This window comes from Marilutibacter maris (assembly GCF_006546735.2).
GTDB classification, from domain to species: Bacteria; Pseudomonadota; Gammaproteobacteria; order Xanthomonadales; family Xanthomonadaceae; genus Marilutibacter; species Marilutibacter maris.
Window position 1 is genome coordinate 1 of sequence record NZ_VICD02000039.1, and the last position, 15,083, is coordinate 15,083.

Sequence of the window (15,083 nt, forward strand, 5' to 3'; positions counted from 1 at the left end):
CTGCCGATGCCGGAGCCCGAGCCGGCGTCCGCGTCCGCGCGTACGCCGCGCAGCCGCCGTCCGCTGTGGGCGCGGCTGCTGGGCTGGATGATGGAGCCGTGGGTCTCGCTGACGATCGAGCCGGCCGAGCCGGCGGCCCACGACGACGGCCGCGGGCGCCCGATCTGCTACGTGCTGGAGGACTACGGCCTGTCCAATGCCCTGGTCCTGGACCGCGCCTGCGAGCAGGCCGGGCTGCCGTCGCCGCTGCAGCCGTTGCCGGGCGATCCACTGGGCCGCAAGCGCGCCTATGTCGCCTTGTCGCGGCGCAACGCCACCCGTTCGCCGCTGGGTACCGCGCCGCCGTCGGGCAAGAGCCATTCGGAGTCGCTGGCGCGCCTGCTCGCCGCGCACCGCGACCAGCCGGATCTGGACGTGCAACTGGTGCCGGTGTCGATCTTCGTCGGCCGCGCCCCGGACAAGAACAGCGGCTGGTTCTCGGTGCTGTTCTCAGAGAACTGGGCCCTGGTCGGCCGCTTCCGCCGCCTGCTGGCGATCCTGCTCAACGGCCGCGACACCCTGGTCCGGTTCGCGCCGCCGGTGTCGCTGCGCGGGGTCACCGACGAGGGGCTGCCGCCGGAGCGCACCGTGCGCAAGGTCTCGCGGGTGCTGCGCGCGCACTTCCGCCGCATCCGCGCGGCGATCATCGGCCCCGACCTGTCGACCCGGCGCCTGCTGGTCGACCGGGTGCTGTCGTCGCCGACGGTGAAGGAGGCCATCGCCGATCAGGCGCGGCGCGACAAGTCGTCGCTGCCGGAGGCCTGGAAGAAGGCGCATGCCTACGCCTACGAGATCGCCGCCGACTACTCCCATCCGGTGGTGCGCTCGGCCAGCTTCATCCTCGCGCCGATCTGGAACCGCATCTACCGCGGCGTGCTGGTGCACCACCTGGACAAGCTCAAGCAGGACGCGCCCGGCCACGAAGTGGTCTACGTGCCCTGCCATCGCAGCCACATGGACTACCTGCTGCTGAGCTACCTGCTGTACACCCACGGCATCGTGCCGCCGCACATCGTCGCCGGGGTCAATCTCAACCTGCCGGTGGTCGGCACCATCCTGCGCAAGGGCGGCGCGTTCTTCATCCGCCGCAGCATCCGCGGCAGCGCGCTGTATTCGGCGGTGTTCACCGAGTACATGGCGCAGCTGGTCTCCGGCGGCTACTCGATCGAGTACTTCATCGAGGGCGGGCGCTCGCGCACCGGCCGGCTGCTGCCGCCGAAGGGCGGCACCCTGGCGATGACCGTGCGCGCCTACCTGCGTCAGCCGACCCGTCCGGTGCTGTTCCAGCCGGTCTACATCGGCTACGAGAAGCTGATGGAGGGCGGCAGCTACCTGGACGAGCTGTCCGGCAAGCCCAAGGAGAAGGAGTCGATCTGGCAGCTGCTGGTCGGCATCCCCAAGGTGCTGCGCAGCAACTACGGCCAGGTGGTGGTGAACTTCGGCGAACCGATCCGGCTCGACGACATGCTCGGCGAGCACGCCACCGACTGGGACCGGCGCCCGCTGCCCGAGGACGCCAAGCCGGGCTGGCTGGCCGAGACCGTCGACGCGCTCGCGCAGCGGATCCAGGTCAACGTCAACCGCGCCGCCGACGTCAATCCGATCAACCTGCTGGCGATGGCGCTGCTGTCCACGCCCAAGCACGCGATGGGCGAGCGCGACCTGCTCGCCCAGATCGCGCTGTCGCGGACCCTGCTGGCCGAGGTGCCCTACGGCGACCGGGTCACCGTCACCCCGCACACGCCCGAGCAGATCATCGCCCACGGCGAGGAGATCGGCGTGCTGACCCGCACCGCCCATCCGCTGGGCGACATCCTCGGTGTCGGCGGCGACAACGCGGTGCTGCTGAGCTACTTCCGCAACAATGTCCTGCACCTGTTCACCGCCGCCTCGTGGGTCGCCTGCTGCTTCCAGAACAACCGCCGGATGAGCCGTGCCGGACTGCTGCGGCTGGGGCGCAGCGTCTATCCGTTCCTGCAGGCCGAGCTGTTCCTGCCGTGGAGCGAGGACGAGTTCGCCGCCCGCATCGAGGCCACCATCGAGGTGTTCATCCGCGAGGGCCTGCTGCAGCAGGTCAGCGAGGACGACGGCGGCATCCTCGCCCGCAACGCCGGGCAGACCGACGAGGTGTTCCGCCTGCGCGCGATCGGCCACTCGCTGCAGCAGGCGTTCGAGCGCTACTACATCACCATCTCGGTGCTGGCCAAGAACGGCGCCGGCACCCTCAGCGCCGGCCAGCTGGAGAGCCTGTGCCAGCTCGCCGCGCAACGGCTGAGCCTGCTGTACGCACCGGCGGCGCCGGAGTTCTTCGACAAGACCCTGTTCCGCGGCTTCATCCACAAGCTGCGCGAGCTGGGCCTGGTCTGGAGCGACGAGCAGAGCAAGCTGGCCTTTGACGAGCGCCTCGACGGCTGGGCGCGCGACGCCAAGTTCATCCTCGGCCGCGAACTGCGCCACACCATCGAGAAGGTCAGCCCGGAGATGGCGCGCAGCGACAGCACCGCCGCGCCCGGGGTGGCCAAAGAAGAGAAGTCCTGATCGATCCGCAGGTTCCGGGTGCCGACTGCGGGTCCGCTACGGACCTGTTGGATGCAAGGCGCACGTCTGGAGCGGAGTGGGCAGGGTAGAGACAGGCCCGGTCCAACAACTGTCGGAGCCGGCCTGTCTGCCTGTTTTCGAGCGCGCCGGCGCCTGCGCTCGGCCGTGGCGTGTGCCGGCTCTGTGCCGACAGAAAACGTAGCGCTTGATGCCTGAAGATTCGCCGACCTCTCCAGGGCCTTGCGGACGCATCTTCAAGCAAGGGCGTGTGTTGACAGTTGGTGCCAGGTAGGGGCGACCGCAATCAAGTTCGTTATGTGCGGGTAGGACAGGATGTTCGGTGCGAAACCCGATGACGAGCGACCTCTTCCGCGAGGAAGTGTTGAGTGCGAAACGCCGCGGTTGGCTGGGGGCGATTTCCCTGGCCCAGCCGATCGGGATCTGGCTGTTGACGGCACTGGCTGTCATCGCGACAACGACGGTCATCCTGTTTTTCGTGCTGGCGACCCATGCACGGCGTTCGCATGTGGTTGGCCGGCTCGTGCCCGTCCAGGGCATGGCGACGGTACTGGCGCCGGCGACCGGTGTGGTGACCCGGATGGAGGTTCCCGAAGGCGGCCGGGTCGAGGCCGGCCAGACCCTGGCGGTGGTCGCCGTGCCGCGCGCCACGGTTGCCGGAGGCGATACCCTCGCCGCGCTGGGCGCCCGGCTCGAACGTCGTGCCGAAGGGCTGCAAGCCACGCGCGAAGCGCAACAGCAGAAATTCGATGCGCAGTCCGCCGGGCTGTCGAGCCAGCTGGCGACGGCCCGACGTGAACTGGCCCAGGTCGAGGCCGGGATATCCACCCGCCGCGAGCAGATCCGTATCGCCCGGGAAACCCTGGACCGCCTGCGGGAACTGGAAGACGAACGCTATGTCAGCCTGTTGCAGATCAAGCAGCAGGAGTCCGCGGCGCTCGCGCAGGTGGGCGAGATGCAGGCCCTGCAGCGCCAGGCCACCACCACCACCCGCCTGATCGCCCAGCTCGAACAGGCGATCGGCGAACTGCCGGGTCAGCGTCGGACCAACGAGGCCGGCTTCGTGCGCGACATCGCGCTGCTGGAGCAGGAACAGGTCGAAATCCTGGCCCGTGGCGAACTGGCGATCACCGCGCCGGTCGCAGGCATCGTCGCCACCCCGCAGTTCAAGCCCGGTCAGGCCGTGCAGGCGGGACAGGCGCTGATGAGCGTGCTGCCCGGCGACGGCGTTCTGGAGGCCGAGTTGCTGGTGCCCAGCCGCGCGATCGGATTCGTCGAACCGGGCGATACCGTCCTGCTCCGCTATCAGGCCTATCCCTACCAGAAGTTCGGTCATCACTCCGGCCGCGTCGAGCGGATCAGCCGCAGTACCGTCGACGCTGGCGTGCAGCCCGGAACCGATGTGGCCTCGCAGCCGCTCTATCGCGTCAGTGTCGCCCTCGAGCGGCAGACCGTGATCGCCTACGGAAAGCCCGAACCGCTCAAGCCCGGCATGTTGCTGGATGCCGACGTGCTGGGCGAGCGCCGCACCCTGATCGAATGGGTGCTGGAACCGATCTACTCGATTCAAGGAACTGTGTTCGACCGATGACTGCAGCATCGGTCGAGACAGGAAATTGCCGGAGTGTCCGGCATCTCAGCGCAGGAAGCTGCGCATTTCGAAAGGAGGAAGGTTCATGTATGAGCTGCGTGATGCTGATATCAGCGCCGTGGGCGGAGGTCTTGAGAAGTGCGAGATGTCCACTGCCACAAAAGTCGAAATGGCGGTCGTGGCCGCGGTAAGCCCGATAATGGGGGCCGCTGCATTGGCAGCCTACTATGCGAGCAGAGATTGTTGAGCGGCATGGGAAATGAACTAAAAACAAACAGTGGAGTGAATGGTGATGAGAGATATTGATGCAGATGAAGTAGGTTTTGTGAATGGCGGGGTTGTGCCATTTGCCCCTATCGTTGCCGTCGTTGTTGCGACGGTCGCCGCAGGTGCGTATCTCGGGGAAAAGATGGCCGAGCGCGACAACAGGCAAACGACGGCATGAGTCCGTTTTGAGCTTTCATTTCTGGGCAGGTGTATGCCTGCCCAGATCTAGAATCTCCGGCTATGTAGAAGGAGTGGAATTGTGAAAAGTAGAGAGAAACTTGCATGCGTTGTGGTGGTGGCCGCGATAGCGGTCTTGTTCTTGGGCTTCTACATCGGGGAAGGAATGGCGGATAGGGACAATCTTCGTCAGAAGATGAATCAATCGTCATCGGGCTGATATCGCATAGGGTTCAATGGTTAAGCTCGCTGCGGGGTCGAATACGCACTGGCAGCTGAAGAAGGTCATCCAATCCGAAGCTGCCGAATCCGGCCTGGCCGTGCTGGCGACGTAGGGCATGAGCAACTTCATTCAATCAGAACGGTGGATTGGAAGAGCTGTGATAGAAAGAACTCAGATGTCTGTCGGAACAAAGTGGCTGTACTTGATGCTGGCTGCTGTGATCCTGGCTGCGTTGTGGTCCGTTCGCGCGGAGTTGTTCAACATTGCTTCTATTGTCTGGGAGACCGACGCGGTACTTAGATCCGAGCATGGAAAGGCAAGACAGGTCGTATGCCGTCTGGTTGCATGATCTTGCCGTTCGATTTCCAGTTGCTTGTTTGCATGCAGCGGGAAAACCAATGAAGGTCAGAGAGAAAGTAACGTGTCTCTTGGCGCTGGCCGTTATGGTGGCTTTGTCTCGGGTCGCGGGCATGAGCTCTTGGAGGAAGTATGGCTAGATCCAAAAAGCAGATCGTCGCAGGTATTTTGTTCGTTGCAGTACTGGCCTGGCTTGGTGCTGACTCAATCAAAAGCTTCATCACAGGATTTCAGGATGGTCGTGCTTCTGCTGGATCATCACAGGGGAACTAGCTGGTGAGGCGGGTAGATGAGCGAGACAAACTTCGCTTTAGCAGTGCAGCATGAAAGCCATCATCCAATCCGAAGCCGCCGAATGCGGCCTGGCCTCGCTGGCGATGGTGGCCGGCGCGCATGGGATGTCCATCGGCCTGCCGGACATGCGCCGCCGCTTCCCGCTGTCGCTCAAGGGAGTCAGGCTCAGCCAGTTGATCCATATCGCCCAGCAGCTGGGTTTTTCCGCCCGTCCGCTGCGGCTGGATCTGGACGACCTGGCCAAGCTGAAGCTGCCCTGCATCCTGCATTGGGATATGAACCACTTCGTGGTGCTGGCGAAGGTTGGCAAGTCGAAGGTCACGATCCTCGATCCCGCCGTCGGCGAGCGCAAGTTGTCGCTCGCCGAGGTTTCCGATCACTTCACCGGCGTGGCGCTGGAACTGGCGCCGACGGCCGGATTCGAGCCGCGGAAGGCGGCGCCGGCGGTCACCGTGCGGCAGCTGACCGGTCCGGTGCGCGGCCTGTGGCGGGCACTGGCGCAGATCCTGTTGCTGTCGATCGCCCTGCAGGTGTTCGTGGTGCTGGCGCCGTTCTTCATGCAGTGGGTGGTCGACCAGGTGCTGGTATCGGCCGATCGCGATCTGCTGGTCGTGCTCGGCCTGGGGTTCGGGTTGGCGATGCTGTTGCAGATCGGCATTGGCCTGTTGCGCGGTTGGTCGGTGATCTATCTGTCGTCCCGGCTCGGCTTGCAATGGATGGGCAACGTGTTCGCACATCTGATGCGGTTGCCGCTGGAGTATTTCGAGAAGCGCCATCTGGGCGACATCACTTCACGGATGACATCGGTGCAGACGATCCAGCGCACCCTGACCACCAGCTTCGTCGAGGCGATCATCGACGGGCTGATGGCGGTGGTGACCTTGGGCATGATGCTGCTCTACAGCTGGACGTTGGCCCTGGTCACGCTGATGGCGGTCGGCCTGTACCTGGGCATCCGTGCCGTCGCCTACCGTCCTGTCCGCGAATGTTCCGAGCAGCAGCTTGTCGCGGCGGCGAAGCAGCAGACCCACCTGCTCGAGTCCCTGCGTGGCATGCAGAGCCTGAAGGTGGCCGGGAAGGAGTCGTTGCGGCGCTCGACCTACGAGAACCTGATGATCGACACCGTCAACCAGGACGTGAGGCTGGCTCGGATGGGGCTGGGCTTCTCCAGCGCCAGCCAGCTGGTGTTCGGCATCGAGCGGATCGTGGTGATCTGGATCGGTGCGCTGCTGGCGCTGCAGAACGTGTTCTCGGTCGGCATGCTGATTGCCTACCTGGCCTACAAGGACCAGTTCGCCCAGCGCATGGGGGGCTTGATCGACAAGTGGGTCGAGTTCCGCATGCTGCGCCTGCACGGCGAGCGCCTGGCCGACATCGTGCTCAGCCCACCGGAGGAGGCCGAGCCGCTGCCGGAGGTGCCGTCGCCCGACTGGCTGCGGATCGAGGTCGAGAACCTGTCGTTCCGTTACGCCGACGGCGAACCGTGGGTGCTCAGGGATTGCAGCTTCACCGTCGAACCGGGCGAGTCGGTGGCCATCACCGGGGCGTCTGGCTGCGGCAAGACCACCCTGGTCAAACTGATGCTGGGCCTGCTCAAGCCGACCCGGGGCACGATCCGCATCGGGGGGCTGGACATCCACCAGGCCGGTCCGCGCAACATCCGCACGATGGTGGGCGCGGTCATGCAGGACGATCGCCTGTTCGCCGGCAGCATCGCCGACAACATCGGCTTCTTCGATCCCGACTTCGACCTTGCCCGGATCGAGGCCGCGGCGCGGCTGGCGGCGGTGCACGAGGAGATCGCGGCGATGCCGATGGGCTATCACGGCCTGATCGGCGACATGGGCAGCTCATTGTCGGGAGGGCAGAAGCAGCGGGTGATCCTGGCCCGAGCCCTTTATCGCGATCCCAGGCTGCTGTTCCTGGACGAGGCGACCAGCCACCTGGACGTGACCGGCGAGCGTCGGGTCAACGAGGCGGTGAGGCAGCTGGACCTGACCAAGGTGATCGTCGCCCACCGCCCCGAGACCATCGAAAGTGTCGACCGTGTGCTGGCGATGGCGCAGGGGCGGATCGCGCAGGAGCGGCGGCCGGCCGCCGCCGCATCCGAAACCGTGGAGGCCTGATCGTGGCGGCGCGCCACTGCGGTTCAGGCCGCCCGGCAAGGCCGGCCATGCCCCGCCCCCCGATGCCGCCTGGAGCCCGGATGATGCCCGACCACCACACGAAGCTCGACCGGATGCGCCGCCATATGGAGGCACTCGGCGTGCCGGCAGGTACGGCAGCCCCTCCGGCATGGCGTCTGCTGTGGCGGCTGGGGGTCCGGGCCACTCCGCCGCTGTTCATGCCGGCCCTGCCGTTGGCGCTGTGCCTCGGTGGCTTCTTCGCGGCGTTCTGGGGGCTGGTGATGTGGTTTGGCTTCCGGGTCTGGCCGCAGGACGCATCGCCGGCGCGGGCGATCGCCGCGTCGCTGGTGGTGGGGGCCGTCTTCGGCGGGCTGATGGCGCTCCACTTCCGCCGCGTGGCGCGCAGGCATCGGCTTCCTTCCTGGCAGGAATACCAGGCACCGCCGGACCACGATTGACGAGGACCCGGGCGAAGCGGATCCCGCCTCGGAGCGCTCGAAAAGTGGTCCGCCCCGGAGCCGGGGCCCGCCGATGATGCGGTTACGCCGGCTCGTCCGGGATCAGCGCGCTCTCCAGCCGGGCGATGCAGTCCTTCAGCCACAGCTTGCGCTTCTTCATCCGTTTCAGCGCGAGGTCGTCCTGGGGATCGCCGGCATGCAGCGCGGCCAGGCGCTCGATCGCCGCATCGAGGTCGCGATGCTCCATCCGCAGCTCGGTCAGGCGGCGGGAGATGACGGCGGGTTCTTCGGTCTCGAGCATCCGCCGAGCTTAGCGCGCCGCCGTCCCGGCGTCATGACGCCGGTCGGGGGTGCCGGACCCGCCGCCGTGGCGGCTCCGCGCTCCAGTAGAATGGGCGGTCCATGAGTACGATCCTGCCCCTCGCCGAACCCCTGCCGCGCCGCGCCGCGGACCCGCGCCGTGCCGCCCACGAGGCCAACAAGCTGGCCAAGCGCCTGCGCCACCAGGTCGGCCGCGCGATCGCCGACTTCGGCATGATCGAGGACGGCGACAAGGTCATGGTGTGCCTGTCCGGCGGCAAGGACAGCTACACGATGCTGGACGTGCTGTTGCAGCTGCAGAAGAAGGCGCCGGTCTCGTTCTCGATCACCGCGGTCAATCTCGACCAGAAGCAGCCCGGCTTCCCCGAGCACGTGCTGCCGGACTACCTGCGCTCGAACGGGGTCGACCACCACATCATCGAGCAGGACACCTACTCGGTCGTCGCCCGGGTCGTGCCCGAGGGCAAGACCATGTGTTCGCTGTGCTCGCGCCTGCGCCGCGGCGCGCTGTACACCTGGGCCGAGGAGAACGGCTACAACAAGATCGCGCTGGGGCACCATCGCGACGATCTGGTGGCGACCTTCTTCCTCAACCTGTTCTTCCACGCCAAGCTCTCGGGCATGCCGCCGAAACTGCTGTCGGACAACGGCAAGCACGTGGTGATCCGCCCGCTGTCCTACGTGCGCGAGGACGACATCGCCCGCTACGCGGAGCTGAAGCGGTTTCCGATCATCCCGTGCAACCTGTGCGGCTCGCAGGAGAACCTGCAGCGCAAGCAGGTCAAGCGGATGATGGATGCGTGGGAACGCGAATCTCCCGGCCGCATCGAGACCATCTCGCGCGCGCTGGGCGACATCCGGCCGTCGCAGCTGAGCGACGGCAAACTGTTCGACTTCCTCGCCCTCGGCCGTCGCGGCGACGCGACCGCCGATGCGCACGGCTGGCTGGCCGGCGAACCGCACGAGCGCGACGACTGACCGCGGCCCCGCCACGCGCGCGCCCTCATTTACGAACCCCGATCTGGACCCTGAATGTTCTTTCGCAACCTGACGCTGTTCCGCTTTCCGACCACCCAGAAATTCGACGATCTCGACAGCGGCCTGGACGAGTGCCAGCTCAAGCCGGTCGGTCCGCTCGAGCTGTCCAGCCGTGGCTTCATCTCGCCGTTCGGTCGTGAAGCCGAGGAGATGTCGCATTCGGTCGGCGATGCGATGTGGCTGACCGTCGGCGGCGAGGACCGCCTGCTGCCGGGCAGCGTGGTCAACGACATGCTGGCCAAGAAGCTGGCCGAGATCGAGCACAAGGAAGGGCGCAAGCCCGGTGGCCGTACCCGCAAGCGGATCAAGGACGAGCTGATCACCGACCTGCTGCCGCGCGCGTTCATCAAGCCCAGTCGCACCGATGCGCTGATCGATTGCGGTCACGGCATCGTCGTGGTCGACACCTCCAGCCGCAAGAGCGCCGAAACCGTGGTCAGCGAGATCCGTCGCGCGCTGGGCAGCTTCCCGGCGCTGCCGTTGAACGCCGAGGTCGCGCCGCGCGCGGTGCTGACCGGTTGGGTCGCCGGCGAGCCGCTGCCGGAAGGCCTCTCGCTCGGCGACGAGTGCGAGCTGCGCGACCCGGTCGACGACGGCGCGGTGGTCAAGGTGCAACGCATGGAGCTGCAGTCGGACGAGATCAACAAGCACCTGGAGTCCGGCAAGCAGGTCACCCGGCTCGCGCTCAATCTCGACGATCACGTCAGTTTCGTGCTCGGCGAGGACCTGGTGGTGCGCAAGTTCAAGCTGCTCGACGGCGCGGTCGACGAGCTGGAGAACACCGAGACCGAGGACATGCGCGCCGAGCTCGATGCCCGCTTCGCGCTGATGGCGGGTGAGACCAAGCGCCTGTTCGCGGTGCTGGAGTCGGCGCTGAAACTGAGCAAGGCCGACTGAGCTTCGCCAACCCGGCCCGGTGAACCTCCCCGGTTGCTCAGGGGAGGTTTGCGCCATGGCCGCGAACGGGCGCGTGGACGTGCATTGGCGCGCTCCGGAACCGCTGGCTCGTGTTCCGCGGCGCGCAGGGCACCGTCCGGTGAGCGTCGTCGCGGTCGACATCGCCCGCATCGGACCGCTCATTCGCCGACGACGCCGACACCCGCATCGCGATGTCGCATCGAAGTGTCTGCGTTGAAACACCGATGCCCCTGGCTGGGGGTATCATGCCTGCGTCCACGGATGGGCGATGGCGTGCCAAGTCGCATGCATTCCCCCGGCCGTAGTGCAGCAGTGCAATTGCCCATCCGTCGATGACTCCTCCTTTCCGCCTGCTTGCGTCCAGGCCCGCCGCCTCTGGCCGGGTGGAGCGCGAAGCCGTCGAATTCTCGCTGCCCGACGGGCGTCTGATCGAGCTGATGCGCGTGCGCGATCCGCGTGCGCGACGGCTGCGGTTGTCGGTCGACGAACGCGGCGCGCGGCTGACCCTGCCGCCGCGCTCATCGCTGGTCGCGGCCGAGCGCTTCCTGCACGAGCACGGCGACTGGCTGGCCGCGCAGATCACCCGCTACACCGTCGATGCGCTGCCGACCCTGGTGCGCGGAGAGACCCGCGCGCTGCCGCTTCGCGGCGGAATGGCGGCCCTAGACTGGCGGGAAGGCCGCTTCACCCGCCTGCACCAGGACGACACCGGCGCGCTGACGTTCACCACCGGTGCCCGTGCCGGCGATGCGGCGCTGCGGCGCGCACTGCGCGATTTCTACGAGGCCCAGGCGCGTGCCGATGTCGGCCGCTGGCTGCCGCACTACCTGCCGACCCTGCCGCGCGCACCGCGGCGGGTGCGGCTCAAGGTGATGTCGTCGCAATGGGGGTCGCTGGCCCCGGACGGCACGATGGCGCTGGACCTGGGGCTGGTGCTGGCGCGGCCGTCGGCATTCGAGTACGTGCTGGTGCACGAGCTGTGCCATCTGGTCCGGGCCGATCATTCGCGCGCGTTCTGGCGCGAGGTCGAGGCGCGGTTCCCGCAGTGGCGGGCCGAGCGCGACTACTTCCATGCCGAGGGCCGCCGCCTGAAGGCGATGATGCGGGCGCTGCTGGCGGCCTGAGGGGGCCCGATCGGGCCGGTTCCGGCGCGATGGGACCGCCGATGTCCTCTTGCGCCCGCTTATTGCGTTTTAAGTCATTGACGACGGCCGCCGGTACATCGATCGGCCGTCCCGTCGACCGTTCGATTCCGTTCAACCCTAGCCGTCGAGACGCTCATGACCCGGAACCTGTCCGCCTCCTGGAATGCCGCCCACAACCATGGCCAATGCCCGCAAGCGAGGCGGCTGCTCCGAGCCGCGGCCGCGCTGGCGCTGGCCGCGCTGCTGGCGGCCTGCGGCAAGTCGGCCGAGGAGCGGATCACCGAGACCGCGATATCGGCGGCCTCGGGCCAGAAGGTCGAGGTCGAGCGCGATGGCGACCAGATGACCTTCAAGACCGGGGACGGCGAAATGCGGGTCGCCAGCGGCGAATCGCTGCGGCTGCCGGACGACTTCCCGGACGATGTCTACCTGCCGGGCGACTACCAGGTCCGCAGCGTGCTGGAAGTCTCCGGCACCCGGGTCCTGAGCCTGAGCGCCGAGGGCAAGGCGATGGATCTGTTCGCCGAGGCGCGCGAGGCGATGCAGGCCAGCGGCTGGAAGCAGACCATGGCGATGCAGCACGACGCCGACAACGCGATGCTGGCGTTCGAGAAGGATGCACGCAACGCGGTGGTGTCGATCAACGGCGACGCCGACGGCCAGGTGCAGATCGGCCTGCAGTTGCGCGAGCGCCAGTAGCGCGCGTTCCGCCGCCGGCCGCGGGCCTCAGTCCCGACGCAGGAAGAAGTCGCCGATCGCCACCGCCACCGCGGCCGGGTCCTCCATGTGCAGATGGTGGCCGCCCTCGATCACCACCAGTTCGCCGCGCGGCAGCAGCGCCGCGCGTTCGCGCCGCAGCGGGTCGGGCAGGTAGGGCTGGGCGGGGTCGGCGAAGATCACCCGGGTCGGGCATTCGATCCCGGCGACCAGATCGTTGACCTGGGCCTCGATCGGGCGCTGGAAGGTCGGCAGGGTCAGGCGCGGGTCGCTGGACCAGATGAAGCCGCCCTCCACCGGCACCGTGCCGCGCTCGACCAGCAGCCGCGCGGCCGGTTCGGCGAGGCGGCTGCCGACCTGGGTGCCGGCCGCCATCCGCGCGCGCACCGCCAGCGCCAGATCGGGGAACACCCGCAGCGACTTGCCGCGCAGCGCGCGACTGGAGGCGATCGCCTGGCGCATCCGCGCCACCGTGTTTTCCGGCACGTCGGCCAGCGCGCCCAGCGCTTCGATCGCGACCAGTCGCTCGACCCGTTGCGGGCAGGCGGCGGCGATCAGGCTGGCGATGCCGGCGCCCATCGAGTGACCGAGCAGGGCGAAGCGCTCCCAGCCCAGCGCGTCGGCGACGTCGAGGACCGCGTTGACCGCGCCGGCGAACGAATAGTCCGCGCCTGCGGGCAGGTGGGCGCTGCGGCCGTGGCCGGGCAGGTCGAGCGCGACCAGGTCGATCCCGTCCAGCCGCGGCGCGATCGGCGCGAAGCTGGCGGCGTTGTCGAGCCAGCCGTGCAGGGCCAGCACCCGCGCACCGTCGGAGCGGCCTCCGCGCAGGCCGGTCATGCGGCCCAGCGGCGTATCGAGCACGACTTCGCGCAGCATCTCCGGCGCCGTCATCCCAGCAACGGTCCGACCAGGCCGGCGAGCGCGCGTGCGTGCTGCGGGCGTGCGTTCAGGCACGGGATGTAGCGCAACCGGCCGCCGCGTTCGGCGAAACCTTCCGCGAGCATCATCGCGACTTCCTCCAGGGTTTCGATGCAGTCCACCGCGAAGCCGGGCGCGACCACGTCGACGTCGTGGACGCCGCGCGCGGCCAGCGCGGCCAGGGTGTCCTCGGTCGAAGGCGACAGCCACTCCTCGCGACCGAAGCGCGACTGGTAGCTCAGCGACCAGGCCGCGTCGTCCAGCCCCAGCGCGGCCGCGATCGCCGCCGCGCTGGCCTCGCACTGGCGCTGGTAGGGGTCGCCGCGCTCGACGAATCGGCGCGGCAGGCCGTGGAACGAGAACAACAGGTGACCGTCGTCGCCGTGACCGCGGCGGTGCTCGCGGATCGAGTCGGCCACCGCCGCGACCCAGCCGGCATCGAGGTGGTAGTCCTCGACCATCCGCAGCTCCAGGGCGTGCGGGTCGGGCGCGGCGGCGGCGAAGCGCGCGACCACGTCGCCGACCGAGGCGGTGGTCGAGGTCGAGTACTGTGGATACAGCGGCAGCACCACGATCCGGCGCCGGCCCTCCCGGCGCAGCATGTCCAGCACCTCGGCCAGCGCCGGCTGCCCGTAGCGCATCGCGTCGACCACGCGCACCTGCGGCAACTCGTCCTGCAGCGCGCGGGCCAGGTCGCGGGTATGCACCGCCAGCGGCGAGCCGCCGTCCATCCAGATGCTGGCGTACTTGCGCGCGACCACCGGCGAGCGCAGCGGCAGGATCGCGAAATGCAGCAGCGGGCACCACAGCCAGCGGGTCAGGTCGACCACGCGGCGATCGTGCAGGAACTCGGACAGGTAGCGGCGGACCGCGGCCGGCGTCGGCGCCTCGGGCGTGCCCAGATTGACGACGACCAGGGCGGTGTCGCCGGCCGGCGCGGCGGAGGAAGAGGGGGCGGTGGCGGGGGATGTGGGCATCGGGTCGCGGGCAGGCGGCTGGCTTCCGGTATCGGTATAGGATGACAGGTGCGCAGGTCCGGTTCAGCATCGACGCCCTTCCGCGGGCGCGGATTTCGTGCCGATTCATTCGCGCCCGCCCCCGCTGCACCACAATCACCACGAACCCCACGGTGGCGTCCGGCTCTGCCGCGCGCCCATGATCGGAGCCCGCAATGTCATTGAAGCCGATGTCCCGCGTCCTGCCCGGCGCCGTCCGCGCCATCGCCGCCGCCGCTCTGCTGTGCGCCGCCACCGCCGCGGTCGCCGGTTCCACCGAGGACGAGCGCGCCCGCGAAGCGGTCCGTGTTCTGGGCGACATCCAGGCGATCCCCGAATCGGCGATCCCCGACAAGCTGCTCGACGAGGCCAAGGGCATCGTCGTCGTGCCCGACACCCTGAAGATCGGTCTGGTGGTCGGCGGCCGCCGCGGCCACGGCCTGATGTCGGTCAAGAATCCGGACGGCACCTGGTCGCAACCCAGCTTCGTCAAGCTGACCGGCGGCAGCGTCGGCCTCCAGGCCGGGGTGCAGTCCGCCGACGTGGTGCTGGTGTTCCGCAACGCGCGCGGCCTGGACTCGATCGTCAACGGCAAGGTGACCCTCGGCGCCGATGCCGGCGTCGCCGCCGGCCCGGTCGGGCGCAATGCCGCCACCGCCACCGACGGCCAGCTCAAGGCCGAGATCTGGTCGTGGTCGCGCGCGCGCGGCCTGTTCGCCGGCATCGCCCTGGACGGGGCGGTGCTGAGCATCGACGATGCCGCCAACGAGGCGGTCTACGGCCGCGACACCACCCCGCGGATGATCTTCGAGGGTCGCGCCCAGGGCCAGCCGTCGAACGCGGTGGTGGACTTCCGCGACCAGCTGGAGGAAGCGACCGCGCTCGCCCGCGCCCGTCGCGACGACGGCGAGCCGGCCCCGCGCCCGGCCGCCTCGACCCTGCC

Annotated in this window: 14 protein-coding genes; 11 read left to right on the forward strand and 3 right to left on the reverse strand. The window is 68.2% G+C overall.

Annotation, left to right across the window (positions count from 1 at the left end):
* From plsB to FKV24_RS03175, 6 genes are all read left to right on the forward strand, one after another.
* A partial coding sequence (plsB, locus tag FKV24_RS03160) for a glycerol-3-phosphate 1-O-acyltransferase PlsB (protein ID WP_141481198.1) occupies positions 1–2,577 on the forward strand: 2,577 nt, incomplete at its 5' end.
* A gap of 352 nt (positions 2,578–2,929) precedes the next feature.
* Positions 2,930–4,186 (forward strand): HlyD family secretion protein, encoded by a 1,257-nt coding sequence (locus FKV24_RS03165; protein ID WP_141481199.1) that lies wholly within the window; start codon positions 2,930–2,932, stop codon positions 4,184–4,186.
* An 85-nt stretch (positions 4,187–4,271) separates the two neighbouring features.
* The gene (locus tag FKV24_RS19130; RefSeq protein ID WP_170288194.1) at positions 4,272–4,433 is read left to right on the forward strand and encodes a hypothetical protein; all 162 of its coding nucleotides are present in this window, start codon (positions 4,272–4,274) and stop codon (positions 4,431–4,433) included.
* A gap of 45 nt (positions 4,434–4,478) precedes the next feature.
* Entirely contained in the window at positions 4,479–4,631 is a 153-nt protein-coding gene (locus tag FKV24_RS19135; protein ID WP_170288195.1) for a hypothetical protein, read from the forward strand.
* Between the two features lie 902 nt (positions 4,632–5,533).
* Positions 5,534–7,630, forward strand: coding sequence for a peptidase domain-containing ABC transporter (locus tag FKV24_RS03170; protein WP_141481201.1), 2,097 nt, complete (start codon positions 5,534–5,536; stop codon positions 7,628–7,630).
* Between the two features lie 83 nt (positions 7,631–7,713).
* Entirely contained in the window at positions 7,714–8,088 is a 375-nt protein-coding gene (locus FKV24_RS03175) for a DUF6404 family protein (protein ID WP_152301369.1), read from the forward strand.
* Between the two features lie 82 nt (positions 8,089–8,170).
* Here the strand turns inward: FKV24_RS03175 and FKV24_RS03180 are convergent, their stop codons facing one another.
* Positions 8,171–8,389 carry a YdcH family protein gene (locus FKV24_RS03180; protein WP_141481204.1) on the reverse strand — a complete coding sequence of 73 codons (219 nt, stop codon included), beginning with the start codon at positions 8,387–8,389 and terminating at the stop codon, positions 8,171–8,173.
* A gap of 101 nt (positions 8,390–8,490) precedes the next feature.
* Here FKV24_RS03180 and ttcA point away from each other — a divergent pair, with 101 nt between their 5' ends.
* From ttcA to FKV24_RS03200, 4 genes are all read left to right on the forward strand, one after another.
* Positions 8,491–9,387 (forward strand): tRNA 2-thiocytidine(32) synthetase TtcA, encoded by an 897-nt coding sequence (gene ttcA / locus FKV24_RS03185; protein WP_141481206.1) that lies wholly within the window; start codon positions 8,491–8,493, stop codon positions 9,385–9,387.
* Between the two features lie 54 nt (positions 9,388–9,441).
* The gene (locus FKV24_RS03190) at positions 9,442–10,344 is read left to right on the forward strand and encodes a recombination-associated protein RdgC (RefSeq protein ID WP_141481207.1); all 903 of its coding nucleotides are present in this window, start codon (positions 9,442–9,444) and stop codon (positions 10,342–10,344) included.
* A gap of 353 nt (positions 10,345–10,697) precedes the next feature.
* Positions 10,698–11,489: a YgjP family zinc-dependent metalloprotease gene (locus FKV24_RS03195; RefSeq protein WP_141481209.1), complete on the forward strand. Its 792-nt coding sequence runs from the start codon at positions 10,698–10,700 to the stop codon at positions 11,487–11,489.
* A 156-nt stretch (positions 11,490–11,645) separates the two neighbouring features.
* Positions 11,646–12,209 carry a hypothetical protein gene (locus tag FKV24_RS03200; protein WP_141481211.1) on the forward strand — a complete coding sequence of 188 codons (564 nt, stop codon included), beginning with the start codon at positions 11,646–11,648 and terminating at the stop codon, positions 12,207–12,209.
* Positions 12,210–12,236: 27 nt separating this feature from the next.
* Here the strand turns inward: FKV24_RS03200 and FKV24_RS03205 are convergent, their stop codons facing one another.
* Complete coding sequence (locus tag FKV24_RS03205; RefSeq protein ID WP_141481213.1) at positions 12,237–13,103, reverse strand: alpha/beta fold hydrolase; 867 nt, start codon at positions 13,101–13,103, stop codon at positions 12,237–12,239.
* 11 nt (positions 13,104–13,114) lie between these two features.
* Positions 13,115–14,122 (reverse strand): ferrochelatase, encoded by a 1,008-nt coding sequence (gene hemH / locus FKV24_RS03210; RefSeq protein ID WP_141481215.1) that lies wholly within the window; start codon positions 14,120–14,122, stop codon positions 13,115–13,117.
* A 209-nt stretch (positions 14,123–14,331) separates the two neighbouring features.
* On the opposite strand from hemH, the gene FKV24_RS03215 reads away from it, so the two are divergent.
* On the forward strand, positions 14,332–15,083 hold a 752-nt coding region (locus FKV24_RS03215), incomplete at its 3' end, for a lipid-binding SYLF domain-containing protein (RefSeq protein WP_425481563.1).

Coding starts and splice junctions, on each gene's coding strand:
- FKV24_RS03165 (WP_141481199.1), top strand. CDS start 2,930: ATGACGAGCGACCTCTTCCGCGAGGAAGTGTTGAGTGCGAAACGCCGC.
- FKV24_RS19130 (WP_170288194.1), top strand. CDS start 4,272: ATGTATGAGCTGCGTGATGCTGATATCAGCGCCGTGGGCGGAGGTCTT.
- FKV24_RS19135 (WP_170288195.1), top strand. CDS start 4,479: ATGAGAGATATTGATGCAGATGAAGTAGGTTTTGTGAATGGCGGGGTT.
- FKV24_RS03170 (WP_141481201.1), top strand. CDS start 5,534: ATGAAAGCCATCATCCAATCCGAAGCCGCCGAATGCGGCCTGGCCTCG.
- FKV24_RS03175 (WP_152301369.1), top strand. CDS start 7,714: ATGCCCGACCACCACACGAAGCTCGACCGGATGCGCCGCCATATGGAG.
- FKV24_RS03180 (WP_141481204.1), bottom strand. CDS start 8,389: ATGCTCGAGACCGAAGAACCCGCCGTCATCTCCCGCCGCCTGACCGAG.
- ttcA (WP_141481206.1), top strand. CDS start 8,491: ATGAGTACGATCCTGCCCCTCGCCGAACCCCTGCCGCGCCGCGCCGCG.
- FKV24_RS03190 (WP_141481207.1), top strand. CDS start 9,442: ATGTTCTTTCGCAACCTGACGCTGTTCCGCTTTCCGACCACCCAGAAA.
- FKV24_RS03195 (WP_141481209.1), top strand. CDS start 10,698: ATGACTCCTCCTTTCCGCCTGCTTGCGTCCAGGCCCGCCGCCTCTGGC.
- FKV24_RS03200 (WP_141481211.1), top strand. CDS start 11,646: ATGACCCGGAACCTGTCCGCCTCCTGGAATGCCGCCCACAACCATGGC.
- FKV24_RS03205 (WP_141481213.1), bottom strand. CDS start 13,103: ATGCTGCGCGAAGTCGTGCTCGATACGCCGCTGGGCCGCATGACCGGC.
- hemH (WP_141481215.1), bottom strand. CDS start 14,122: ATGCCCACATCCCCCGCCACCGCCCCCTCTTCCTCCGCCGCGCCGGCC.